Genomic DNA, 24421 nt, shown 5'->3' on the forward strand with positions numbered 1-24421 from the left:
CCTCCACAGGGGGAGCATTGATATGGCTCGCACAATTGCGCTCGCGACGCTGACCGCTGGAGCACTCGACATCTTATTCGCGATCGTCCTGACCCTGCTCTATGGGCGCGATCCTGCCGGCATGCTGCGTTACGTCGCGTCGGGCCCGTTTCCGCAGGCGACCGACATGGGCGCCGCCGGGTCGGCGCTGGGCCTGCTCACCCACTTCACGCTGATGGCGATTATGGCGACGCTGTTCGTCTTTGCCGCACGCCAGTGGCCGTCGCTGCTCGACAAGCCCATCCAGTCGGGCATCATTTATGGCCTCATCACCTATGTCGCGATGAATTGGATCGTCGTGCCGCTGCGCTTCGACACCCCGCTGCCGCCCAAGCCGCTATCGATTGCGACTCAACTGTTCGCGCACATCATATTGGTCGGGATCCCGATTGCCCTGATCGCAGCCCGCCACCTTCGTGCCCGAGTGTTTGCCTGAATAGGTCTTGCGAATGTTTCGCATTATCGTGTAGATGATCTCCATGATCGTCTGTGTCTGCAATGCGATTCGCGAAGATGAAGTCCGTCAGGCGGCCCGCGAGGGCGCTTCCTGCACCCGCTCTGTCTATCGCGCGATCGGCCGCAAGCCGCGCTGCGGCCAATGCCTGCCATTCGCAAAAGAGATCATTGCGGCGGAACATGCGACTGCCTAGCAGTTGCAAGCTTTTTCGCTGATTTCCGCCACTTTCCTTCTTTCCATGCCGCTCCTCAAGGCGTAGACCGATGGCCTCTCAAGGAGGCCGGCCATGAAGGGCGACAAGAAGGTCATCGAGCTGCTTAATGAAGCGCTCAAGAATGAGCTGACCGCGGTCAACCAATATTGGCTACATTACCGGCTGCTCGACAACCTCGGTATCGCTCGCCTCGCCGAATTCGAACGGCACGAGTCGATTGATGAGATGAAGCATGCCGACAAGCTGGCCGAGCGCATCCTGTTCCTGGACGGTCTTCCCAATTTCCAAATGCTCGGACGCCTCCGCATCGGTGAGACGGTCGAGGAAATGCTGCGCGCCGACCTGGCGGTCGAAATGGAAGCGGAGAAGCAATTGAAGGGCGCCATCGCCCATTGCGAAAGCGTCCACGATTACCCCAGCCGCGACTTGCTATCCGAGATATTGAGCAACGAGGAAGAGCATATCGACTATCTCGAAACCCAGTTCGAGATGATCGAGCGGATGGGTCTCCAAAACTATATCCAGCTGCAGAGTAAGCCGGCCGACGGGTAAGCCTTGCCGCCACCCTGAACTTGTTTCAAATTCCGGGATGGATGTTGAAGCAGATCAGCGTGACGGGGGCCAAGAAGTGACCACGCCGGCATCGGATTCAACCGACCGCATCTTCAGCATCGACGTTATTCGCGGCGTCGCCCTAATGGGCATTTTCTCGGTCAACATCATCGCCTTCGCGATGATCGAGGCTGCCTATTTCAATCCCCCGGCCTATGGCGGCTGGCGCGGTGCCGACCTGGCACTGTGGGCGACCAACATGCTGGTCATCGACGGGAAGATGCGCACTTTATTCTCGATGCTGTTCGGTGCCTCGACGCTGCTGGTGATTGATCGCGCGGAGGCGGCCGGCCACTCCGGCGCGCAGGTGCATGTGCGGCGGATGCTGGTGTTGCTCGGCTTCGGCCTCATCCATTTCTACCTGATCTGGTTCGGCGATATCCTCACGCTCTACGCAGTCAGCGGGCTCGTTGCTTTCATGTTCCGCCATCTTCCGGTCGAGCGCCTCATCGCTCTCGGTGCTGCATTCCTTGTGGTCGGCATGCTGATCTTCGCGATGTTCATGGTCAGCCAATACCAAGCGGATGTCGCGGCCCATGCCGCCAATGCTACTCGGGAGGCCGTCAAGAAGTGGAATGAAGGGCTTGGCAGTTTTTACCCGAGCGCGGCCAAGATCGCCGAGGATAAGGCGCTGCACCTCGGCCCTTGGACTGGGCTGGTAAGCGACAATCTCAAGGACTGGAGAGAAATCTTCCCCAACACGCTCGCCTTCATGCCCGACACGATCGGGCTGATGCTGATCGGGATGGCCGGATTTCGCTCGGGCTTCCTCACCGGTGAGTGGGATGATGCCGCCTATCGACGCGTCGTGAAAATCGCCATTCCGGTCGGCCTCGCCGCCTGCGCGGCGATTGTCGCTTATGACATCTCTTCCAACTTCTACATCATCGGCGTCTTTTCGGCGTTCGTTATCCTCGCTACTCCGTTCATCACCATCATGGCACTGGGTTATGCCGCACTGATCATCCTTGCGTCGCGCCGGCACGGGTGGCTGGCCCAGCGCATTGCCGCCGCCGGCCGCTGTGCCTTCACCAACTATCTCGGCACCTCGCTCATCGCGACGTTCGTTTTCTACGGCTGGGGACTGGGCCTCTATGGCTCGGCATCGCGCTGGCAGGCGTGGCTGCTGGTTCCGCTGGTCTGGCTGGTGATACTGGCGTGGTCGAAGCCGTGGCTGGAGCGATTCAACTATGGCCCATTCGAATGGGCGTGGCGCAGCCTGGCGCGCGGGAAATTGCAACCGATGCGGAAAAGAAGAGCGTTGCCGCTCCCGGCCTAGATCCGGCCAAATCCCTGGTTGGCGACCTTCTTGCCAAAGCCACCGGCGCCAGCGCGGCTCTGCAATGGATTGGTCGCCTTGTCGAACAGCTCGACCGTACGGTTCCACAGCCGGCGCAGCTCGACCACGTCGGGGACCAGCTCGTCGGGAAAGCGGTGGCTTTCGATGCAGAAGCGGGCCGTTTGCTCGATCTTCTCCGCTACCGCTGCCAGCGGCTCCGCACCGAACTGGCGCGACTCGCCCTTCAGCGTGTGAGCGGGGATGACCAGCGCCACCGTGTTCTGCTCATGCATGGCTTGCTCGATCGCCGCGAGGCTCTTCGCCCCGTCCTCTCGGAAATAGGCGAGAATCCGGATGAAACCCGGGCCAAGCTCTGCCCGGCTCTTCTCGAAATACACCCAGTCGATGATGTCAGAGCCGTCGTCCACTTGATCTCATGCTCCTGAGCGCCCCTGGTCCGGGCGCGGTCCCACCGGCCATACCTAACCGCGAAAGAGTAAAGGACCGGTTATTTTGCTTTTTGGTCGAATGGGTTCTTCGGCGCGCGCATGGTGATGCGTAGCGGAACCGGCCCAAGGCCCAGCTCCTTGCGCATCGAATTGAGCAAATAGCGTTCGTAGCTGGTCGGCAGCTGATCGACCCTGGTCCCGAAGACGACGAACGTCGGCGGCCGCGATTTGACCTGGGTGATGTACCTTAGCTTGATCCGCTTGCCGCCGGGGGCGGGCGGCGGATTGGCCTCGATCGCGCGTTCGAACCAGCGGTTAAGTTCGCCGGTGGTCACTCGCCACGACCAATTGTCACGTATTTCAAATGCTGCAGCGAGCAATTGATCGATGCCCTTGCCGGTCTTGCCTGAGACCGTCAGCAGCGGCACGCCCTTCAATTGGCTCAGTCCTTCCTCAAGCGCTGCCTTGACCCCGTTGAACAGCGACGAGGCATGCTCGGCAACGTCCCATTTGTTGAGCGCGATAATCAACGCGCGTCCTTCTTCGATGACCTGGGCGGCGATCTTGAGGTCCTGCACTTCCAGCCCGCGGGTCGCGTCGAGCAGCAGTACGACCACCTCGGCATGATCGATTGCCCTGCGCGTATCCCAGACCGACAATTTCTCGAGCTTGTCCTCGACCTTGGCCCGTTTCCTCATGCCGGCGGTGTCCACAAGCCGCACCGGCTTGCCGTTCCACGCCCAGTCGAGGCTGATGCTGTCCCGAGTGATCCCGGCCTCGGGACCGGTGATCATCCGTTCCTCTCCCAGCATTTTGTTGACCAGGGTCGACTTGCCGGCGTTGGGCCGGCCGACGATGGCAAGCTTCAACGGCCCGCCTTCCTCATCCTCAGCCTCGGCCTCCTCGCCCTCCTCGCGCTCGACGTGCGGGCGAATTGCCTCAAACAGGTCGACCAGCCCCTCACCATGCTCGGCAGACAGTGCGAATGGTTCGCCTAGGCCAAGAGCGAAAGCCTCCAGCCGACCAGCCTCGCCGGACCGGCCCTCTGCCTTGTTCGCGGCGACGATGACCGGCGTGTCGTGACTTCTCAGCCAGCGGGCGATTTCCTCGTCGAGCGGGGTCAGCCCCTCGCGCGCGTCGATCAGGAATAGTGCAACATCGGCTTCCCTAACCGCCGCTTCGGTCTGCACACGCATCCGGCCAGGAAGGCTCTGCGGGTCCTCGTCCTCGAACCCGGCAGTATCCATCACCCGGAATTGCAGGCCCAGCAGCTGCCCTTCGCCCTCGCGCCGGTCGCGGGTCACGCCGGGGCGATCATCGACCAGCGCCAGGCGCTTTCCGACAAGGCGGTTGAACAGCGTCGATTTGCCGACGTTAGGGCGGCCGACGATGGCGACAGTTGGAAGGGGCATGGTTGGGCCGTTAGCTTTCCATTGTGTCCCCGCGAAGGCGAGGACACAATGCTACCGATAAGCGATCAAACGCCCGCCGTCAGTCAGGATGTAGAGCGTATTGTTCGCGACCACCGGCTGGAAGCTGATGCCGTCATTGACGTCGACCTGGCTCTGGAAGCTGCCGGAAACCGGATCGACATTGATCAGCGCACCATTTGAACCGGCGACGATCAGCCGCTCTCCAGCCAATACCGGGCCGACATAGGTGATCATGCCTGCCTTGCTCTTCATCTTCCGGTAGCGCGGCAGCTGGTTGATCCAGCGGATCTTGCCAGTCGCACGTGACACGGCGATCAGCTGGGCCCGGTCATTGACCGCGAACAGCCAATCGCCTGCCACCCAGGGCGTAGCGATGCCACCGAAGTTCAATTCCCAGATTCGCTGACCGGAGAACAGGTCGAGTGCGACCATCCGGCCGCCCTGGCCGACGGCGTAGACCACGCCATTGTCGATCACCGCGTCGGCGTCGATGTCGGACAAGGAGGCGACGCTGGTCGTCATCGAAGTGCGCGCCAAGGCGTCCTGCCATACCTGGCGGCCGTTCTCATACCTGTAGGCGTTGAGTTCGCCGCTCGAGAATCCGGCCACGACAGTGCCTTGGCCGATGGAAGGAGCCGCAGCTCCAAACACGCCCGCAATTTCCAGTGCAGCGGCATTTGTCCAGTTGGTCGTGCCGTCGGCGGTCTTGAGCGAATAAATCTGATTGTCCTGGCTCATCACATAGACCGCTGCCCCGTCGACCGACGGCTCGCCGCGAAGCGGCCCGCCCGGCTTCACGGTCCAAATCGCTGCACCGCTGTTGGCGTCGAGGGCCGCAACATAGCCAAGTCCGTTGGTGGCGTAGACGCGCCCGCCGTCATAAGCGACGCCGCCGCCGTAGATCGACGCGCTGTTGTCGCCCACTTCGCCGAATCGCGCCGACCAGATCTGGCTGCCGTTGCGTGCATCGAACGCACGGACCGACCCTTGCGTATCCATGGTGAAAACCTTGCCGTCGGCAACCACTGGCCCGCCGCCCAGGCGGCCGTCCTTGTCGCTGCCCTTGCCAATCGAGACGGTCCAGGCGACCCCTAGCGACTGGCCCAGCGCGACATGGCCGACCGACTTGCGCGCATTGCCCCCCGACTGCGCCCAGCTGTCGTTGACCACCGCTGTCGGCAGGCTCATCTGCAGCGCCGCCGTATCCGGGTCGATGTCGATGTCGGCTTCATTGACCAGTACCGCGACACGCTCGCCCGGCACGGTGATCTTTTCCTTCTTCTTGAAGATGCCGCCGACGGTGCTGCAGCCGGCAAGCAGCGATGCGGTCAGTAGGAGGAAAGTGACGCGGGATACGTGACGCATGAAAGTTCGTCCTATTGGGCGGGGATTACGGCGGGATCGACGGGCAGCGAGGCTGTGGCGTCGACTCCCAGAGAGCCGGAGATCTGGACCGCGCGGCTGCGGATGGTTTCGGGAACTTGCTTGTCTGCGGCGATCTTGGCGAAGATTTGGCCGGCGCCGTTGCGATCGCCCTTAGCGAGGAGCGCCATGCCAGTCATCTCTCCGGCGCTGCCGAAATAAGGGTTACCTGGCAGCGATAATGACGACAGTCGAGCGATGATTTCGTCCGGCTTGAGGCTGTCGAATTCGGTCATGGTGCCGCGCACCGTGGCGAGATCGCGATATGCCTGCGGCAAGCCATCGTCAGCTGCCAACTGCTTATAAAGTTCGATCGCCGTCTTTCTGTCGTTCCGGCGAAGCGCCAGGGCGGCCCGGCCGAATGTCGCACTGGCGCGCGTCACATCGTCCGCAGATCCTACTAGCGGAACCAGCGCGGCGTCGGCCCCCTTGACGTCGCCTGTAGTGACCTTGTCGAGGGCAGCCGACATCGCTTCACTGTTGGCGATGGCCTGCTGTTCCTGCCGGTGCTGCCAATAAAGGTAGCCGCCGACCGCGGCGAGAAACAGGATGATCGCGCCAACGATCCACTTGCCATAGGCCTTGGCCATGTCGCGCATCTGGTCGCGGCGAAGATTTTCATCGACTTCGCGGACGAAAGTTTCGGCCGGATCGGAGGGAAGCGCCAAGATTATCCTCGTTATTGCTGGTGGGGAGCGCCTTCATGCTTCCTTCCCCACCCCGGATGAACAGAAGCTGGCGGCGCACCGTCTAGCGCGGCAGCGGGGAAAGGCAAAGGGTGAAGAAGGCCTCAGTTAAGGAAGGGAAAAGTTTCGGCGACGAAGCGTTCACCGCCAACCGGACGATTCTCTGCCGACCTAGGTCGCTTTGGCAATGATGATGGAAACATTGTCCGGCGCCCCGCGCGCGAGTACAGTCTCGATCAGCCTGTCGGCCGCTTCCGCGGGCCCATTGGACGAAAGCGTCGATGCCAATTCCTGGGCTTCCACCAGCCTCGTCAGGCCGTCGCTTGCAAGGAGGAATTGATCACCAGGCATCACGTCGCCGCCAACGGTGTCGACCTTGAGTTCCTCGGCAACGCCCACTGCCCTCGTAATGATGTTCGCGTTCGGATGACTTTCCGCTTCTGCGGGATCCAACATCCCCGCGCTAACCAGGTCCTGCACCAGGCTGTGGTCGCGAGTCAGCTGGATGAGTTGGTCGCCGCGAAGGCGGTAGGCGCGGCTGTCGCCTGCCCAGAAGCAGCTATATCGTCCGTTCATAATGCCGAGCCCTACGACCGTGCTGCCGATTGTGCGCTGCGCATTGCCCTTGGCCAGGGCGATCAGTTCCTGGTTAACCCGCTGGAGTGCTACGATCGCGCTCTCGATCATGCTATCGAGCCCATAGACTACCGGAAGCCGCATCAGCGCCTCGGTTACCTTGGCGCTTGCAACATCGCCGGCCTCATGGCCGCCCATGCCGTCGGCAACGGCCCAAAGGCCTCGCTCGGTGCGGACCAACAAGGAATCCTCGTTCACCTTTCGGCGAAGCCCCACATCGGTTCGACTGACGCATTCGAAGGCCATCCCTGCTCCTTGTAACAGTCCAGTGAGTGAAGACTAGCAATTGCGAAAGCTTCGTGCGATTAACTTTTCTTTCACTGCATGATCAGGGGATCGGCATTGAGTAAGGCCTATAGCAACAAGGCGTTACCGGCCGGGACGATCATCCGGGAGTGGCGTCTGGAAGATGTTCTTGGCGTCGGCGGATTCGGGATCGTCTACAAGGGTCGGGGAATTTATTTCGGCGAGCTTGTTGCAATAAAAGAGTATTTTCCAAGCTCCATAAGCGAGCGCGACGCCGAGGACACGGTCGTCCCGATTGGCTCGGACGTCGAAGAAGTCCACGCCCTCGGGCTCAAGAAGTTCGTCGAAGAGGCGAAGCTCCTGTGGAACCTGTCGACTCCGACGCGGCATCCCAACATCGTAAGCGTGCGAAGCCTCTTCGAAGTTCACGGCACCGCCTACATGGTGATGGACTTCGAGGACGGCGTTTCGCTGTCGCGACTGCTCAAGGAAGGCAGGCGATTTAACGAGCGCAGCCTATGGAATATCATCAAGCCGGTCGCCGAGGGTCTCGATCGCGCGCACCGGGTTGGCGTCCTCCACCGCGACATCAAGCCGCCCAATATCCTTATCACGGACGACAACCGGCCGGTCCTGATCGATTTCGGCTCCGCGCGATTCGAGGCGGCGGAAGCGACCAGCACGTCCGTCACATTCCACACCCCGCCCTACGCGGCGGTCGAGCAATATGTGAAAACATACCCGCAGGGGCCCTGGACGGATATCTACGCGCTTGCGGTAGTGCTGTACGAATGCGTGACCGGCGAAAAGCCGCCGGAAGTGCTCGAACGCCTCCATGGAGGACTGGGCTCGCCACTGGCTGACGGCACATGGCCGGGCTTTGGCAAGCGTTTCCTCCAGGCGATTGACGCGGGCATGACAATCCGTCCGACGGAGCGCCCGCAATCGATCCGCGAATGGCTCGCGTTGTTCGGCAAGAAGGATGACGAGCCGGAGGTCAGCGGCGACGATGAGCCGACGCGCTTCTTCGCCCACGAAGTGACGTCCGAAGAAATCGTGCCGGTCCCACCGCCCGCACCGGGATTTGACCAGAAGGAGCCGGTCGAAACGCAGGTCCCAAGTGATCTGAACGAAGTCCAGTTCAAGCGGGCCGGACAGGAGACCGGTGCATCCAAGAGGAAGAAGTCAGCTGCGGCTGCCGCTGATAGCGCGGCCGAAACTGCTGAGATTGTAGAGGAAGTCGAAGCGCCGCCGGTCGAAGCGAAGCCGGCGACTGCGAAGACCGAGCACGCCCCAGCACCGAAAAAGCCTGCGGCCCCGGCCCGGGATGACTCCAAGCAACCTCAAGAGCCATGGTACAAGAACAAGCGGAACGTGATGCTTGCCGGCGGTGGTGCCCTGGCACTTTTGGTGGCCGTTGCCGGCGGTTCCTATATGTTCGGCAGCTCGGAAGGCTCCGAAAATTATGAGCCGATCCCGGGAATGGGCGACGTTCAGCTTACGCCCGTAGCCATTGCCGATATTAGCGAACTTGCACCAGCCGAGCGGGCGCTCGCCAACGATGCTCGAACCGCGGGTATTTCAGCTGCGGTAGTGGATCCTTTGGCTGCCGTCAGCGACCAACTGGAAAAGCAACTGGCCGGTCTGCAGCCGCTGCTGAACAACCCTGCTCAGGCTGCAGCCGCAGCCGCGCGCACCGATGAGATGAAGGGAATGGCCAATTCGGCCAATTTGGCGTTCGTCAGCGCCCTGCTGGGCGAGGCCGAAGCCAAAGCTCAGAAGCTTTCGGGCGAGGTACCCTCGACCAGCCCGGCCTGGCAGAGCTTGTCGAGCATCCTTTCGACCCTTCGCTCCTTGGCCCAGGGAACGACCAACCTGACCGACCCGGCCCAATCACTGGGCGCGGCTCGCGCTGCCCTTGCCAAGTCGCAGGAATTCTCAGCCGCGCTTCCGGCCGTCTATAGCGCGCGGGCCGCCGCCAAGCGCGCCGCCGACAAATTGCCGACGGCGCCACGGACAACCGTAGCGACGACGGCGCCTGGCGTGCCGGCGACCGCTAGTCCGACGACTACCGCAACTCCAACGGCAGCCGCGCCGTCGACGTCGTCGGCCAGTGCTTCGGCTTCGAAGAAGGCGCAGCTTAATTCGATCGTCAGTAGTGGGCGAAGCATGGCCCAAGACGTGATCCGAATGGGGTCGGGAGCGACCGGAATTCGCAAGGAAAACGCCCGGCTGGCGAAGAATTACGACAAATATCTCGCAAACGTAGCGGATTCGGCCCGGGGGGCGAAGACGGATCGCGATTTCGACGAACTGATCAAGAAGGCCAATCAGACCAAAGCCTATATCGTCTTCCTCAACAAGCAGTCGTCCCAGGCGCAATAGGTCGGGAGCCGATCCGGCTCCCGCCTCCCATTGCGATCATTCAGATCAGGACCTGGCAAGCCTTGCTTGGCGTGGAGCGGCTTCACGATCGAAATTGAGTGGGTCGTTCAGCCCCTCAAATTCTGCGCGTGTCAGGACTTCATGCTCGAACGAAACATTTCCGACACGAAGAACGGACCCGACCGCCAGTATCTCGCTGCGTTCGATCCGCTTGTTGTCGACGTAAGTGCCATTGGTTGAATTCAGGTCCGTGACCCGCACCTTGTCGGCCGCCAGTTCGACCATGCAATGCGCTCGGGATACCGCGGATCCGGGGACGAGCACGTCCGCCGGTGCAGTACGGCCGATCGTCAGGCCGGCAGGCGTTATGACATAGCGCGTTTCCGGCAGCTCTCCGTCAAGCCTCTGGAGGCAATGAACATTCTCGCCTTCCTGCAGGCGCACCTCGTCAGACCGCCGGTAGAACTGCGTATGCTCCTCTTCCTGCGGCGTCGGCTTGGAAAGGTCGGTGCGCCGCGATTTGCTGAGCCGCTCGAGCGCTTGCATCAGCTCGTCTTCCTTCGCGGCCAACGATTTCCCATTGGCCGCCTTGCGCTCAACGGGAGCCGGTGCTGGAGCAGCGACGGCAATCGGCTCCGGCTTTGCTGCGGGCTCGGCAACGACTGGAACAGCCGCTGCGACCTCTTCTCCTCCGCCGACCATGCGGCGCAAGTCGCTGACCAGCACCTGCCAGCGGTTATCCGCTGTATCACCATTCCAGTCGGCAAGCTCCGCAGCGTGGGTCAATTCGAAGATGATCGGCCGATCGCAAGCTTCGATAATAACCGGAACCAGCTTATTGGCCCTGTCGGCCAAAGTAGCCTCGGCACGCACCCAGCGCGATGCAACGGAGCGCTTCGACCAAAGAACGACGACCGCCTTGGCGGCCCTAAGTTCCTTCTCGATGACCTCGTCAAACGTTTCGCCCGAACGCAGCACGGCGTCCCACCACACGCTAAATCCTTCTTTGGCGAAGGATTCGGCGAAATGACGGGCAGCGGGTCGCTCCTCTCGACTGTAAGAGATGAAAATATCAGGTCCGGACACGCAAATCCCCTAGCTCGAACCCAAATTCCTGAGCTCATGGCCGGGCCGCAAATACGCGCTGCTGGCTCGCCCTTGTCTCGACGCCATACACAAGGCGAATCGAAAACCGAGTGTTTATTGTCTGTTAACCAGCCCCGAAAGTCGAGGCCAAAGGCGTCTTCGGACCGCATCAAGCGGCGTTCAGGCCCCTTCTGTGCCAAGTCGGTACAGGATGCGTTCGCCGTAGTTTTTGGCGAGATCCATCCTTCCGACATACTCAAACTGATAATTGTTTCGGTCGGACTCGATCAGCGCCGCGAAGGGCTGGGTGGTGTAAATCGCGCCCACTGGGACCCTCGGCTCGATCCGCGCCGCCACCGTAACTTCGGTGCCGTAATAGGTCCGTGCACCCTGAACCGCGTCGAAATGCTCGAAGATCGGACCATGATGAAGGCTTATGCGCATCCCTCCTTCAGCAGGCAGGCCAATCGATTGGAGGGCGTCCGGATCGAGTTCGGACTGGATTTCCAACGCAATTTGAGCGGCCTTTGATGGCGAGATGATCACGACATAGATGGCATCGCCCCAGCTGTTCCTGCTGAGCACATCCTCGGAGTGGCGATCCAGCACCGATGCGATCCGGCCCATAACCACCTCCAGGAACTGGGACAGGCGATCCTCGTCGAGGCGCGAAAATCCGGCGAAATCGGCGAACAATATCGAACAAAGCTTCCAGCTCGGATGCTTCTGCGTGCCAGTGACGGCGGCCGAATCTAGCGGGGGACGGCTTGTCGGGACCGAAATCACGCGCACTTCACCGCCTAGGCCGCGCCATTCGGCGCAATGGGCCGCGGTACCCGCAATCTCCTTGGCCGGCTCTCCATCCCACACCGCCAGCTGGAAGGTATGGGCCTGCATGACCCCTGCGCGCAGCTGTGCCAGGCCCATCACGAGCTTTGCGCAATAGGCGAATTGCTCGTCGTCGTTGACCCATCGCATTTCAGTCGCGAAGGTTATGGACGCGGCCGCGTCCCTAATCCTTTCATAGCGGGCGACCCACTCCGAACCGCCGACGATGACTGAGGTTTTGACGAAATCCTCCTCGATAAATGGCAGGACAAGATGAACCTCGCCCCCACGCGCGATCATCGCTTCCGCGATCAGGATGTCGGCGCCGCAGGCTGGCGAGCCATAGGCAATCATCACATCGGATTCGTCCAGGATCGCCTTGATCTCTGAGGCAATCTTCGCCTCCTCCGACCAGCCCGACCGGAACATATGCCCACAAAAGTGGATCACCGGCGTAGGCCGGATCGAATCCAACAACGCCTGGCACTGATCCTCCGAGACGGAAAGCCGGTCGGCGATAAGCGCTACCTGCCGGGCGGTGGAAGCGATCATTCCGGCGGAAGCATCGGGACGTCGGCGGGCCTCCGCATATAATGCTGTCGCCGCCTCCATGTCGCCGCAGATCAGCTTCGCCTCGGCGGCCGATGCCGCAGCAAAATAATCCTGCGGGTGGGCAACGTCGGGTCGCTTACCGATCGCGATCGCGAGGTCGCGGGCCTCGTCCCGGTCGCCAGCCAGGAAAGATGTCGTCGCGGCATTGATGCCTGAAAAATATCCGTCGGATAGCTGGTTTGCCAACCGATAGGCCTGGCTCGATTGACGGAAGAGCTCGATTTGCTCTTTGCCCGAAGTGCGAACGGCCAGATCCTTGAGAAGCCTCCCTTTCAGTGCAACCGCATCCTCAGTGCCGATTTCCTCGACACGATTGCGCTTATAGAGCCGCATTGCGGCGTTGGGATCGCCCAATCGCGCCATCGCCAGGGCCTGCAGGTAGCGGGTTTCGGGATCGTCAGGGAAAAGCTCGATCGCTTCCCGAGTATGCTCGAACAAAGCAAACATATCCCCGCGCCCAAGGGCGTCCTGGAAACGCTGATGAAACTGCGGATCGACCGGTCCCATCGTCAGCAACATGCTATTGCCATTTCACCGGTATCTCCCAAACCGCTCGATGCGTGCAATGGGTCGGCAGGGGACATTCGCGGGCGCGCTATTTCTTCGGCCGGTAGGTCTGCTCTTCGGTCGGGAATGACCGTTCGCGAACCTCTTCGGCATAGGTAGCAACCGCCGCGCCAATTTCGTTGGCCATGTCGGCATAGCGTTTCACGAAGCGTGGGGTGCGCTCGAACAGTCCCAGCATGTCCTCGGTTACCAGCACCTGCCCGTCACACTTTGGCGACGCGCCGATGCCGATAATCGGTACCGCAACCGCTTCGGTTACCTTTTCGGCAATTTCTTCCATCACCCCTTCGACGACGATGCAAAAGGCGCCAGCATCGGCGACCGCCTTGGCGTCGCCGATGATTTTCTTCGCCTCGTCGGCATTCTTGCCGCGCGCGCCATAACCGCCGAGCACGTTGACCGCCTGGGGGGTCAGGCCGACATGGCCGATCACCGGGATCCCGCGGTGCGTAAGGAAATCGATCGTCGGGGCCATCGCCTCGCCGCCTTCCAACTTCACCGCAGCGCAGCCTGTTTCCTTCATGATCCGCGACGCGCTCTGGAACGCCTGTTCGGGTGATGCTTCATAGCTTCCAAACGGCATGTCGACGCCAACCAGCGAATGCCAGCTGCCGCGAACCACCGCGGCGCCATGGGCGCACATCATCTCCATCGTCACCGGCACGGTCGAGGGCAAGCCGTAGATCACCTGCCCCAGGCTGTCGCCGACCAACAGCATTTCGCAATGCGGATCGAGCAACTGCGCCATTCGCATCGTATAGGCAGTCAACATAACCAGCGGCTGCTCGGTCTTGCCATCCTTCTTGCGGCTGCGGATGGCGGGGACAGTCATGCGCTTGCCGGGAACTGGCGTCGGGGTAGCACGGCTGGTGCCGGTATCGATGGTGAAGGTCGACATGAGGGCGGCTTCTAGCCTTACCAGCGCGAAACAGCCAACCCCGCCTGCCCCACGGCCCGCCGACAATGACGAGGATTAACGGCAACCGCCCCTTACCCGCTTCGTCACCTCCCAACCCCAAGGAAGGAATGAAAGAATGAAATCCAAGCTAATCTTGGCTGGCCTTACGCTGGCGCTAAGTACCGGGACGGGCTTTGCGGCACAGCCCGCCGAAGCTCCAACCGCAGACCCTGCGACACCGGCGACGCCCGCAACCCCGGCAACTCCGGCCGACCCGGCAACCGATACCGCGGCGGTTCCTGCAGATCCCGCCACGCCCGCAGACCCGGCAACGCCGGCCGCCAAGGAAGGTGAAGATCCGCTTTCGCCGGCAGTGGCCGATACTGACATCAAGTCCAAGTCGACCAAGAAGGCCAGGAAGCCCCGCTAGGTCGCCGACGGGGCGTGCTCCTCTGGTTGCGAGCCCCTATTGGCTTAGCGTAGCCAGCCGCGCCGCTTCGCCAGCCGCGACAACATGAAGATGCCGTAACAGACCAGCGCAACAACGATCGGCCCAAGCAGGGCATCTGACGAAACGGTGCGCATCTGCGGCACGATCAGGACGGCACTGAACTGAACGGCCACGGCGATTAAAGAAACAAGCAGCGCAGGAACCGCCCAGGCCCGCCGCAAAAGCAGCCCGACCGACCCTGCCAGGCCGACCCAGACCGCCACCCCGAATGCAGCATAATACCAGCCCGGCCGAGCGCCAAGCATGGCCGTCTGGTCAAGCGGCAGCGTGGCGATTTGCTCGGGCGTCAGGCGAACCTCGGCCAGGTAGAAGATACAGCCCAAACATTCGAATAGGACGGCTCCAACGGCCGCCACCCAATACCAAATGGGAGGATTGCCGCTTTGGGCGTCGGTCGCGGATTCGTCAGTCATTTGATTCCCCCCTTGCGTCGCAATATGGGAGCCTGCGCGAGCATCAGCGGCTTTGCAAGCTAGGGCGTTTCGACCGCCTTTTCGCACCGACTCTGCAAAATGGACGAGATCGCATTGCGGAGAATGGTCGCGTCATAGGGCTTCGACACCACCGTGAAATTCCTGCCATCTCTGCCAAGCAGTTCGTCGCTGTAGCCGGTTGCCAGCAGGACAGGCATGTCACGTCGTTCTGACTCAATTCGTTGGGCGAGCTCCAAGCCCCCTATGCCCGGCATCACGACGTCGGAAAATACGAGATCGAAAGGCTTCGAGCGCAATAGCCCAATTGCTGCGGCGCCCTCTTCCGCGGTCGTCACCACGCAGTGCATATCCGCCAGCAGCTCCGCCGCGAATTCGCGCACCTGCGGATTGTCCTCGACCAGCAGAACCTTGAGGCCGGGAGGCAATTCGCTGATATCGGCTTCCGGCACGGGCTCCGACAGGGATTTGTCCGTTGATGGCAGATAGATTTTCAACGTTGTGCCTACGCCTTCGCTGGACTCTATTTCCGCCCGCCCACCGGCCTGCGCCGCGAAGCCGTGAATCTGGGAGAGGCCCAGGCCCGTGCCCTTGCCAATCTCCTTGGTAGTGAAGAATGGCTCAAAGGCGCGCTGCAGCACCGATTCCGTTATCCCCGTTCCGGTATCACTGACGTTGACGCAAACCGCGCTTTTTCCGTCGATGGTACAGTTCGATGTGCCGAGGGTAAGCTCGCCGCCATTCGGCATTGCGTCGCGAGCGTTGAGGACCGCATTCAGCAGCGCGGTCTCTAGCTGGGTCTTGTCGATTTCCACCAAAGCGGGCTTTGCCTGAAGGTCGAGCTTCACCTTGATCGGCGACCCCAACATCCGGCCGATCATTTCCGCAAACGCATCGAGCCGCAGGCTGAGGTCGACCACGACCGGCTTCAATGATTGTCGTCGGCCGAAAGCCAGCAGATGATTGGTGAGGCTGGTTGCCCGCTCGGTCGTGTCAGCGATCGCCTGCAGGTAACGCTGTCTTTTCTCGATCGGCATGTCGGGATTCTTGAGCAGGAAATCGCTCGCACCGGAAATCACGGTCATCAAATTGTTGAAGTCATGGGCGACCCCGCCGGTCAGCTCACCCAGCGCCTGCAGCTTTTGCGATTGGGCAAGCGCTTCGCGTGTCGATTCAAGCTCCTCTTCGGCGAATTTTTTGTCGGTGATGTCGCGAGTGACCTTGGCGAAGCCGACATGTTGGCCGCTCTCATCGAATATCGGGTCGATTACCGCACTGACCCAGAAACGGGTCCCATCCTTTCGCAGTCGCCAGCCCTCCCCTTCGAATCGCCGTTCGCGAAGGGCCGTTCGCAGTGCGCGTCCCGGCAAGTCTGCGGCAAGATCTTCAGGGGTGAAGAAGCGCGAGTAATGCTGCCCCAATATCTCGTCGCGGGTATATCCCTTGAACCGTTCGGCCCCGGGATTCCAGGTCGCAATCCGCCCCTCCGTGTCCAGCATATAGATGGCATAATCGGTGACAGCCGTAACCAGAAGGCGGAAGCGCTGCTCTTCGGACAGGCTCAAAAGATCGGACAAAAACACATCCTTAAGAAGGGCATAGCGGCACTGGCCACAAAAACGCACCCTCCCGATGCGGTTTGTAGTTCCGCTACCTCAACAATCAAGAGGCCGATTCGAGCCGTCATTCAACCAAACGGTTGACTTTCAATCTCGGCTTGTTCACATTCAACCACATGGTTGAACTTGATTCGCCCCAATTGGACACGGTGTTTCATGCGCTTGGCGATGCCACGCGGCGGCAAATGCTCCGTGAGCTCGCGGACGGTGAGCGATCCGTCGGCGAACTTGCTCAGCCCTTTGCAATCTCACTCGCTGCTGCCTCTAAGCATATCAGGGCGCTAGAGGGAGCCGGGTTGATCCGGCGCGAGATACGCGGCCGAACGCATATCTGCCGCCTCGAGCCTGCGCCGCTCGCCGGCGTTAGCCAGTGGCTGAGTTATTACCACCGGTTCTGGACCGATCGCCTGGATATTCTCGAACGGCTCCTCCGTGAGGAAGGTGCCCGCAAATCCCCGACCCAAAAAGGAGACGACCGATGACCTTGCTCACCAGGCCCGACGCCTATGGAACGCTGATCGATCCTACAACGCTCAAGATCCAGCGCCTTCTGCCCGGTCCGATCGACCGGATCTGGGCTTACCTCACCGAAAGTGATTTGCGTCGCCAGTGGCTGGCGTCAGGCACGATGGAGATGAAGGTCGGCGCGCCGGTCGAACTGGTCTGGCGCAACAGCGAGTTGACTGACCCGCCCGGCAATCCCCCCGAAGGCTTCGGCGACGAGCATCGTCGAACCGAGGAAATCACCGAACTCGACCCGCCGCGCACGCTTGGCATCAGTTGGGGCGAGACCGGCGGCGTCACGTTTGAGCTGGAGCCTAAGGGTACCGAAGTACTGCTTACCGTGATCCACCGCTGGCTGCCCGACCGCCAGACTCTGCTCAATGTCAGCGCCGGCTGGCATGCTCACCTCGATGTTCTCGCCGCTCGTGCAGCCGGCAGGGAGCCAGTCTCCTTCTGGGACAGCTGGGCTGATCTCAAGTCGGACTATGGCAAGCGATTGCCAGCCTGATCGGGCTTTGCAGTTCCGCCCGGATCGACCGGGCGGAGCAGCTAGCACGCATGAGTTTTCCCCGGGAATTACCCCGATTGCCAGCCCGTCCCCGCCATGCGCCTATGCCGCGACCCGACCGCAGCGACGCATAGCTCCGTTGCATTTCTCCGGCCAGGCCCTGGTGCAGCGTACCCGTCGAGCGGCGGGTAATGGTGCTCGTCGCCATGAAGGGGGCAAATGAGATGAAAATCCTAGCAAAACTGATGGTCGCCACATCCTTGCTGGCGACGCCGGCGATTGCTGCGGACGATCCGAGGGTAACCGCAGAAATCGTGGCACTCGCCCGGTCCCAATGGGCATCGGAAGCAGCCGGGCAGTCGGCCGAGCAGCAAATGGCCTCGGTCGCCGACGACTATACCGAGTTCAACGGCGACTATCCGACCCGTATCGACGGCAAGGCCATGGCCACCCGAATGGCGGAAGTGCCGCCCTATCAGAAGAGCGTTTTCGCCGACATGCAGAACGCCAAGGTCCAAACCTATGGCGACACCGCAATACTGACTTACAATTATGCCGGGATCACGCGCGGCGCCGATGGCAAGACCAATCCGTCCGTGGCCAAGTCGACCCGTGTTTATGTGAAGCAGGGCGGCCAGTGGAAGCTGGTCCACGCCAACTTCGCACCAGTTCCGGGGGCTGATAATTGATCGAACGTGTCGGGAGTGAGGCTTAGCCTCGCTCCCACATCATCGGCCCGTGCTCCGGTCTTCAAGCCCCGTGCGCCGCTCTGCGACGGTGGCCAACCGATGCCAGGGCGATGAGTACGGCGAGGATGAGGTGGATAACGACCGCCGGCCACATCAATATGCCACTGATTGCCCCAGTGGCTCCAATTTCCGCAAGCAGCAGCCCAACCAGCGCATTATAGACCAGCATCGCAAGATAGGACCCATCGCCCTTCACTTCGACGCGCGGCCAGCAGGCGATCGCCAGCGAGATAAGAGCAACTCCGGCGATATTGCCGACGACGATGGCGGCGCCCTCTATGTCGCTGCCGAGCAGCAACTTGGCCACCACGGCCGGCGCCACCAGCAATAGCAGCCCCGTTGCCGCCTCGATCCCGCACGAGATCGCCAACACCCTCTGTCCCTTGGTCATCACCCGCTCCTACCGTTCCTGGGGACCGGAATGTGCCCTGGCGCAGAGCGGCGCAATCAGTGGAACCCCGCAGATGGCGGCCAGCAACGGCACCTTGGGATCAAGCGAAAAGCGTGGTCAGCCAATAGAATAGCGCCGCCACCGTCGCCGAAGCTGGAATGGTGATCACCCAGGCAATCATCACATTCTGGGCAACGCCCCAGCGGACGGCCGATGCCCGGCGGGCGACGCCCGCGCCAATGACGCATCCGGTGATGGTGTGCGTGGTCGACACGGGAATTCCCAGCAGTGAAGCGGTGAACACCATGATCGACCCACCGGTCGACGCAGCGAAGCCCTGGTGCTGGGACAATTTGGTTATGCGGCTGCCCATGGTTTCGATGATCTTCCAGCCGCCGGTCAGCGTGCCGAGGCCGATTGCGATGTAACAGCTGATTGCCACCCAATGCGGCACTTCGAAGTCGCCCGTCAGATAGCCGGTCGAATAGAGAAGCACGGTGATAATCCCCATCGTCTTTTGCGCATCATTGAGGCCGTGGCTGAGCGAATAGGTGGCGGACGACAGCAGGTGCAGCGATCTGAACGAGCGTTCGGCCGTGTTGGCGCTGACCCCTTTTAGCGCCCAGCTGGACGCAAGCATGATCAGCATCGACAGGAACATGCCCAGGGTAGGCGACAGGACGATCGCGATGAGCGTCTTGTTGAGCCCGGTCCATTGGATCCCGGTCAGTCCCGCATGGGCCACTCCGGCGCCGACAATTCCACCGACCAGCGCATGGCTCGACGAGGACGGAATCCCCTTAAGCCAGGTCACCACATTCCAGAACATCGCGCCTACCAGCGCGCCGAAGACAACGGCGGGCGTCACCAGATCCTTGTCGATCAGGCCCTTGCCGATCGTATTGGCGACCGCATGTAGCTGCGGCCAGGCAAGCGTCAGGAAATAGGCCGCGAAGTTGAAGAATGCGGCGAACAACACGGCCTCGACGGGCTTCAGCAACTTTGTCGCCACTACCGTCGCGATCGAATTGGCGGCGTCGTGAAGCCCGTTCAGGAAGTCGAACGCCAGGGCCAATACGACGAGGCCGATTAGCAGCGGGTAAGCGAGTTCGTGCATGGTTCTGCGATCGATCAGCTATGATCGATCACGATGCCGTCGATCTCGTTCGCAACATCCTCGAACGTGTCGACGATGCGCTCCAGGTGCTTGAAGATCTCCCGCTGGACAATGAATTGCAGCGCGTTGCCTTCACGATGCAATTGGAACGCATTTTTGAGGCCGGCCGAGTGAATCTCGTCGGCATGGCCTTCCATCCGCACCAGCCGCTCGGTCAGCTCATGAAGTCGCTCGCCGTTTGCGCCGACATTCCGCAACAATGGCATGGCTTCGCCGACCAATCGCGCGGAATCGACGATTATCGCCGCCATGTCCTTCATTTCCTGGCCAAACTCCTTGACCTCATAAAGTTCGATGGCCGAGGCCGCTGCCTGCATTTCGTCGATGGCATTGTCCATCGATCCGATGAGGGATGTGATCGCGCTTCGATCGAACGGGGTCAGGAAAGTCGCGCGCACGGTTTTCAAGACTTCGCGAATAATCTGGTCGGCGTCATGCTCGCGTTCGTAAATCTCGCGCGCATTTTCGTGCATGTCCGGCCCGCCCTGGAGGAGACGGCCCGTGGCGTCGGCGGCCGCCATCACCGCGACCGCATGCGCTTCGAACAATTCGAAGAAGCCACCGGTCTTGGGCAGCAGGCGTTGGAACCAGGCGAACATAGGACCTACCTTTGATGTCTTGGCGACCAGTTCGAGCACGCCATAGCTGCGTGCCGCATTGTTGAATTCACTCGCACCGAACGATCGAATGAGATGACGCAAGTCGGGCTCTTCGACCGCTTCGGCTGCTTCCGCGAGTGAGAACCAGCGGCGCTGGCGCTCATTTTTTTCCTTCCAGTCCCTCAACTCCTGGGTGACGGCGAGTGGAAACACCTCGACGTCGGCCATGAGCGAGGCTCCGCTGCCCTTGCGCTTGCGATAGCGATAGGTGCCGAGCGGCGTCGGGCAGACCGCCCCGCGAACGCCGGCCTCTTCTTCGGCCTCCTGCGCGGCGGCTGCATGAGGCACGATGTGGTTGGCGAAATTGCCCTTGGGGATGACCCAGCGCTTCGTCTCGCGAGAGGTCACGAGCAAGATTTGGACCGGAGCGTCCAGGCCCAGTCCGAGGTTCCGGTAGGGCAATGCAGCAATTTGGCGAATGGCCTTGAACCCCCGATTCCTGGCAAGAAAACCCCGCCCACCAATTGCCACGGGGACTAGTGCGGCGGCGGGCTCACCGCAAGAAGAATGGCAGTTTTGTTACAGGGCGAGTTTCAAGGATTTGAAGCCAGTCCTTATTCCCACTCGATCGTGCCGGGCGGCTTCGACGTATAATCGTAGACCACCCGGTTGATGCCCTTGACCTCATTGATGATCCTCGTCGCGCAGCGCGAAAGGAAGGCCGCATCGAACGGATAAATGTCGGCGGTCATGCCGTCGACGCTGGTCACGGCACGAAGCGCGCAGACGCTGTCATAAGTGCGATAGTCGCCCATCACGCCAACGGTTTTGACCGGCAGTAACACCGCGAAGGCCTGCCAGATCGCATCGTACAGGCCGGCGTTCCGGATTTCCTCCAGGTAGATGGCATCGGCCCTGCGGAGAATGTCGCACCGCTCCTTGGTCACCTCGCCTGGAATTCGGATGGCAAGTCCCGGACCGGGGAAGGGATGGCGCTCGACAAAGGCCTCGGGGAGGCCCAGCTCGCGGCCCAGCTCGCGCACTTCGTCCTTGAATAGCTCACGAAGCGGCTCGACCAGTTTCATGTTCATGCGCTCGGGCAATCCGCCGACATTATGGTGGCTCTTGATGGTCACGGACGGCCCACCGGTGAAGCTGACGCTCTCGATCACGTCGGGGTAGAGCGTGCCCTGGGCAAGGAAATCGGCCCCGCCAATCTTTTTTGCTTCGGCCTCGAACACATTGATGAATTCCGCGCCGATGAATTTGCGCTTGGCTTCCGGGTCGGTGACGCCAGTGAGGCCGCCCAGAAAGTCCGCGCTCGCGTCCACATGGACCAGCGGGATGTTGTAGCTGTTGCGGAACAGGGAAACGACCTGTTCCGCCTCATTCGCCCGCATAAGGCCGTGGTCGACGAACACGCAGGTCAGCTGGTCTCCGATCGCCTCGTGGATCAGCACCGCGGCTACCGCGCTGTCGACCCCGCCCGACAGACCGCAGATTACTTTTCCCTTGCCGACCTGGGTGCGGATGTCGGCGATCTTGGCAGCTCGGTAAGCGCCCATCGTCCAGTCGCCCGAACAGCCGCAAATGTGCCGCGCAAAATTGGCTAGCAGCTTGCCGCCGTCTGGGGTGTGAACCACCTCGGGGTGGAACATCGTCGAATAGAATCGCCGCGCCTCGTCCGTGGCGATGGCATAAGGCGCGCCATCGGACTGGGCGGCGACAGAGAAGCCGTCGGGCAAGCGTTCGACACGGTCGCCGTGGCTCATCCACACCTGGTGCTTTTCGCCAACCTGCCAAAGCCCGTCGAACAGGGCACTCTCTCGAACTACCTTGATGAACGCGCGCCCGAACTCGCCGCCGCCGTCGTGGGCGAGGACCTCGCCGCCGAGCTGCTCGCACATGGCCTGCTGGCCGTAACAGATGCCGAGCACAGGAATGCCGGCATCGAAGAAGGCGTGCGGCGCGCGCGGACTGTCTTCCCAATGCACCGAAGCCGGCCCGCCCGACAGGATGATGCCCTTAGGCTTCATCCGCTCATAGGCGGCCCAGCTGTGACCGAACGGGGCAATCTCGCAATAAACACCGGCTTCGCGCACCCGGCGCGCGATCAGTTGCGTTACCTGGCTGCCGAAGTCGACGATGAGGATGGAATCAGTGGGCTGCATGGCGGGCCGATAGAGATGCTCGAAGCGGGAGTAAAGTTAAGCAAATCATTAAGTGTCTTGACAGCTTGGGACTGACCTTAATAGTTAAGCGCATGCTTAACGAATCACGCCTCGATCACGCCTTTCAGGCTCTTGCTGACCCCGCCAGGAGGTCAATGCTTGCACGTCTCTCGCGCGGCCCCGCCTCGGTCAGCGAATTGGCGCGTCCCCTTCCGATGAGCCTTCCTGCGGTGATGCAGCATTTAAAGGCATTGGAAGGCAGCGGCCTGATCAAGACCGAAAAGAAAGGCCGCATCCGCACTGCCCGGCTGCAAGGCAATGCGATTGCCGAGGCAGAGCGATGGCTGACCGATCGCCGAACCGAATGGGAAGCGCAGGCCGATCGCCTCGAAAATTTTCTCGCGACTTACAACGGAGATGACAGATGACCTGCACGATCAGCCCCACTGACCGGATGCTGCTGACCGCGGGTGGGGTAGCCGGGATTCTGTTTTGCGGCGTCGCCACTTACGGCATAATGACCCGCCCGGGCTTCGACCTGCAGCGGCATGCAGTCAGCAATCTCAGCCTTGGCGATGGCGGCTGGACGATGGTCGCGGCCTTCATCGGATCGGGATTGCTAACCCTGCTTTGCGCGATCGGCATGGCTCGGGTCCTTGTCGATGGTCGCGGCCGCCGCGCCATCCCAATCCTGATTGGCTTATACGGACTGGGCCTGGTCCTGGCCGGGATATTCCCCCCGCCCGCCTGCTGCGGTTTCCCCGCGGGGACCCCCGACGATCAGCTACCAATCATGACGCCCGGTGCGATCGTCCATTCGATCGCATTCATGATCGCGTTCAGCTCGCTGATCATTGCCTGCTTCGTCGCAGCGCGACGCCTGTCGGGCCGCGGGTCGACCATTTCACTGGCGGCTGGCATTTCGATGCCGCTGCTCGTCGGCCTGGGCATGGCCAATATTGTTGCGCCCGGCGTGGCATTTTTTGTCGCGACGCTGATTGGCTGGGCCTGGCTTGCAGTGTTGGTCATGCAACTTGCAGACGCGACTTCGGCATCGGTCGAGTCAGTGGCGGCTTCGCAGGCCTGAGCCTACCTCCAAGGAGAAATTCGGTGTCGTTTGAAGCATATATTCGCAATATCGAGACCAAGACCGGCAAGACGCCAGACGATTTTCGGACCCTGGCGACCGAACTGGGCCTGCTTGGCCCGGACGCCAAGGCCATGCCAGTCGTTGGCTGGCTCAAGCAGGATTTCGGACTGGGCCACGGTCACGCGATGGCCATCTGGTGCGCATTCAAGCTGAATGGCTGGGTTGAAGCCGGCTGATGCGCATCAGGAGAAATTGAAGGAGGATGACGATGACCAAATCTAACGACCTGGTGCTGGAACGCACCCTCAATGCTCCCCGCGAATTGGTGTGGAGGGCGTGGACCGATCCCAAGCTGCTGAAGCAATGGTTCGCTCCAAAACCTTATGAGATCAGCGAGGTCGAGATGGACCTTCGCCCCGGCGGCATTTTTCGAATCCGCATGGTCGGACCGGACGGCTTCGATACAGGGCATGGCAATCCCGGCTGCGTGCTGGAAGTCGTTGATGGCGAAAAGCTGGTTTGGACGAGCGCGCTGGCTCCACAATATCGGCCCGCCGAAATGGGCGAAGGTTGTGAGAGCTTCCCGATGACTGCGGTAGTTACCCTCGCCGATGGGGGGGACGGCAAAACGCTTTACCGCGCGGTCGCGTTGCACCGGAACGAAGCCGACCGTAACGTCCATGAACAAATGGGCTTCGACGATGGCTGGGGCAAATGCGCCGAGCAGCTCGAAGAACTTGCCCAAGGCCTTGCCGCCAATGCCTAAAGAAAATGCGCGGGAGTCATTCGACTCCCGCGCACCCCGTTCCCCCGGTTAGGGGA

At 61.3% G+C, this 24421-nt stretch carries 27 protein-coding genes; 13 read left to right on the forward strand and 14 right to left on the reverse strand.

Translation table 11 applies throughout. The features are described from left to right. The first annotated feature begins 22 nt into the window (after positions 1–22). From LVY65_RS11420 to LVY65_RS11435, 4 genes are all read left to right on the forward strand, one after another. A complete protein-coding gene (locus LVY65_RS11420; protein ID WP_235068376.1) occupies positions 23–475 on the forward strand; it encodes a hypothetical protein in 453 nt (150 codons plus the stop codon). 43 nt (positions 476–518) lie between these two features. Continuing rightward, positions 519–689, forward strand: coding sequence for a (2Fe-2S)-binding protein (locus LVY65_RS11425; RefSeq protein WP_235068671.1), 171 nt, complete (start codon positions 519–521; stop codon positions 687–689). A 93-nt stretch (positions 690–782) separates the two neighbouring features. Continuing rightward, positions 783–1262 (forward strand): bacterioferritin, encoded by a 480-nt coding sequence (gene bfr, locus LVY65_RS11430; RefSeq protein ID WP_235068377.1) that lies wholly within the window; start codon positions 783–785, stop codon positions 1260–1262. 37 nt (positions 1263–1299) lie between these two features. Further along, on the forward strand, positions 1300–2601 hold the full coding sequence (locus tag LVY65_RS11435) for a DUF418 domain-containing protein (protein WP_235068378.1): 1302 nt from the start codon (positions 1300–1302) through the stop codon (positions 2599–2601). Here LVY65_RS11435 and LVY65_RS11440 read toward each other — a convergent pair. The 5 genes from LVY65_RS11440 to LVY65_RS11460 form a co-directional block, all read right to left on the reverse strand. After that, the gene (locus LVY65_RS11440) at positions 2598–3029 is read right to left on the reverse strand and encodes an Hpt domain-containing protein (RefSeq protein WP_235068379.1); all 432 of its coding nucleotides are present in this window, start codon (positions 3027–3029) and stop codon (positions 2598–2600) included. The genes LVY65_RS11435 and LVY65_RS11440 overlap by 4 nt on opposite strands. A gap of 80 nt (positions 3030–3109) precedes the next feature. Next, positions 3110–4462, reverse strand: a complete 1353-nt coding sequence (gene der, locus LVY65_RS11445) for a ribosome biogenesis GTPase Der (protein WP_235068380.1) — start codon at positions 4460–4462, stop codon at positions 3110–3112. A gap of 51 nt (positions 4463–4513) precedes the next feature. Continuing rightward, positions 4514–5848 carry an outer membrane protein assembly factor BamB family protein gene (locus LVY65_RS11450; protein WP_235068381.1) on the reverse strand — a complete coding sequence of 445 codons (1335 nt, stop codon included), beginning with the start codon at positions 5846–5848 and terminating at the stop codon, positions 4514–4516. An 11-nt stretch (positions 5849–5859) separates the two neighbouring features. Then, positions 5860–6573 carry a tetratricopeptide repeat protein gene (locus tag LVY65_RS11455; RefSeq protein WP_235068382.1) on the reverse strand — a complete coding sequence of 238 codons (714 nt, stop codon included), beginning with the start codon at positions 6571–6573 and terminating at the stop codon, positions 5860–5862. Positions 6574–6762: 189 nt separating this feature from the next. Further along, a complete protein-coding gene (locus LVY65_RS11460; RefSeq protein ID WP_235068383.1) occupies positions 6763–7473 on the reverse strand; it encodes a PP2C family protein-serine/threonine phosphatase in 711 nt (236 codons plus the stop codon). Between the two features lie 78 nt (positions 7474–7551). Here LVY65_RS11460 and LVY65_RS11465 point away from each other — a divergent pair, with 78 nt between their 5' ends. Further along, entirely contained in the window at positions 7552–9858 is a 2307-nt protein-coding gene (locus LVY65_RS11465; protein WP_235068385.1) for a serine/threonine protein kinase, read from the forward strand. Positions 9859–9903: 45 nt separating this feature from the next. Here the strand turns inward: LVY65_RS11465 and LVY65_RS13380 are convergent, their stop codons facing one another. The 3 genes from LVY65_RS13380 to panB form a co-directional block, all read right to left on the reverse strand. Then, a complete protein-coding gene (locus LVY65_RS13380; RefSeq protein WP_235068386.1) occupies positions 9904–10944 on the reverse strand; it encodes a TIR domain-containing protein in 1041 nt (346 codons plus the stop codon). 180 nt (positions 10945–11124) lie between these two features. After that, positions 11125–12903 carry an adenylate/guanylate cyclase domain-containing protein gene (locus tag LVY65_RS11475; RefSeq protein ID WP_235068387.1) on the reverse strand — a complete coding sequence of 593 codons (1779 nt, stop codon included), beginning with the start codon at positions 12901–12903 and terminating at the stop codon, positions 11125–11127. Positions 12904–12979: 76 nt separating this feature from the next. Then, positions 12980–13849: a 3-methyl-2-oxobutanoate hydroxymethyltransferase gene (panB, locus tag LVY65_RS11480; protein WP_235068388.1), complete on the reverse strand. Its 870-nt coding sequence runs from the start codon at positions 13847–13849 to the stop codon at positions 12980–12982. 136 nt (positions 13850–13985) lie between these two features. Here panB and LVY65_RS11485 point away from each other — a divergent pair, with 136 nt between their 5' ends. Beyond that, positions 13986–14279: a hypothetical protein gene (locus LVY65_RS11485; RefSeq protein WP_235068389.1), complete on the forward strand. Its 294-nt coding sequence runs from the start codon at positions 13986–13988 to the stop codon at positions 14277–14279. Between the two features lie 44 nt (positions 14280–14323). On the opposite strand, the gene LVY65_RS11490 is transcribed toward LVY65_RS11485, so the two are convergent. Beyond that, the gene (locus LVY65_RS11490; RefSeq protein ID WP_235068390.1) at positions 14324–14773 is read right to left on the reverse strand and encodes a hypothetical protein; all 450 of its coding nucleotides are present in this window, start codon (positions 14771–14773) and stop codon (positions 14324–14326) included. A 59-nt stretch (positions 14774–14832) separates the two neighbouring features. Next, complete coding sequence (locus LVY65_RS11495) at positions 14833–16368, reverse strand: PAS domain S-box protein (RefSeq protein ID WP_235068391.1); 1536 nt, start codon at positions 16366–16368, stop codon at positions 14833–14835. Between the two features lie 158 nt (positions 16369–16526). Between LVY65_RS11495 and LVY65_RS11500 the strand changes: the two genes are divergently transcribed. The 3 genes from LVY65_RS11500 (at position 16527) to LVY65_RS11510 (ending at position 18111) form a co-directional block, all read left to right on the forward strand. Continuing rightward, positions 16527–16892: an ArsR/SmtB family transcription factor gene (locus tag LVY65_RS11500; RefSeq protein ID WP_235068393.1), complete on the forward strand. Its 366-nt coding sequence runs from the start codon at positions 16527–16529 to the stop codon at positions 16890–16892. Then, positions 16889–17422, forward strand: a complete 534-nt coding sequence (locus LVY65_RS11505) for an SRPBCC family protein (RefSeq protein WP_235068394.1) — start codon at positions 16889–16891, stop codon at positions 17420–17422. Before LVY65_RS11500 ends, LVY65_RS11505 begins: the two co-directional genes overlap by 4 nt. 224 nt (positions 17423–17646) lie before the next feature. Then, on the forward strand, positions 17647–18111 hold the full coding sequence (locus tag LVY65_RS11510) for a nuclear transport factor 2 family protein (protein ID WP_235068395.1): 465 nt from the start codon (positions 17647–17649) through the stop codon (positions 18109–18111). A gap of 61 nt (positions 18112–18172) precedes the next feature. On the opposite strand, the gene LVY65_RS11515 is transcribed toward LVY65_RS11510, so the two are convergent. From LVY65_RS11515 to guaA, 4 genes are all read right to left on the reverse strand, one after another. Then, complete coding sequence (locus tag LVY65_RS11515) at positions 18173–18562, reverse strand: hypothetical protein (protein WP_235068396.1); 390 nt, start codon at positions 18560–18562, stop codon at positions 18173–18175. A 100-nt stretch (positions 18563–18662) separates the two neighbouring features. Continuing rightward, the gene (locus LVY65_RS11520; protein WP_235068397.1) at positions 18663–19679 is read right to left on the reverse strand and encodes an inorganic phosphate transporter; all 1017 of its coding nucleotides are present in this window, start codon (positions 19677–19679) and stop codon (positions 18663–18665) included. Positions 19680–19693: 14 nt separating this feature from the next. Continuing rightward, positions 19694–20800 carry a DUF47 family protein gene (locus LVY65_RS11525; RefSeq protein WP_235068400.1) on the reverse strand — a complete coding sequence of 369 codons (1107 nt, stop codon included), beginning with the start codon at positions 20798–20800 and terminating at the stop codon, positions 19694–19696. A 152-nt stretch (positions 20801–20952) separates the two neighbouring features. Further along, positions 20953–22509: a glutamine-hydrolyzing GMP synthase gene (gene guaA, locus LVY65_RS11530; protein WP_235068402.1), complete on the reverse strand. Its 1557-nt coding sequence runs from the start codon at positions 22507–22509 to the stop codon at positions 20953–20955. A 92-nt stretch (positions 22510–22601) separates the two neighbouring features. Between guaA and LVY65_RS11535 the strand changes: the two genes are divergently transcribed. Genes LVY65_RS11535 through LVY65_RS11550 form a run of 4 tightly spaced genes read left to right on the forward strand, consistent with a single transcriptional unit; the run spans position 22602 to position 24365 of the window. Next, the gene (locus LVY65_RS11535) at positions 22602–22937 is read left to right on the forward strand and encodes an ArsR/SmtB family transcription factor (protein ID WP_268828744.1); all 336 of its coding nucleotides are present in this window, start codon (positions 22602–22604) and stop codon (positions 22935–22937) included. Further along, positions 22934–23596: a DUF998 domain-containing protein gene (locus LVY65_RS11540; RefSeq protein ID WP_235068405.1), complete on the forward strand. Its 663-nt coding sequence runs from the start codon at positions 22934–22936 to the stop codon at positions 23594–23596. The genes LVY65_RS11535 and LVY65_RS11540 overlap by 4 nt, the downstream gene beginning before the upstream one ends. Positions 23597–23619: 23 nt before the next feature. Next, positions 23620–23835 (forward strand): DUF4287 domain-containing protein, encoded by a 216-nt coding sequence (locus LVY65_RS11545; protein ID WP_235068406.1) that lies wholly within the window; start codon positions 23620–23622, stop codon positions 23833–23835. A gap of 32 nt (positions 23836–23867) precedes the next feature. Continuing rightward, positions 23868–24365 carry an SRPBCC family protein gene (locus LVY65_RS11550; protein ID WP_235068407.1) on the forward strand — a complete coding sequence of 166 codons (498 nt, stop codon included), beginning with the start codon at positions 23868–23870 and terminating at the stop codon, positions 24363–24365. Positions 24366–24421 lie beyond the last annotated feature (56 nt).

The sequence above is a fragment of the Sphingomonas cremea genome, assembly GCF_021502585.1.
GTDB lineage: Bacteria > Pseudomonadota > Alphaproteobacteria > Sphingomonadales > Sphingomonadaceae > Sphingomicrobium > Sphingomicrobium cremea.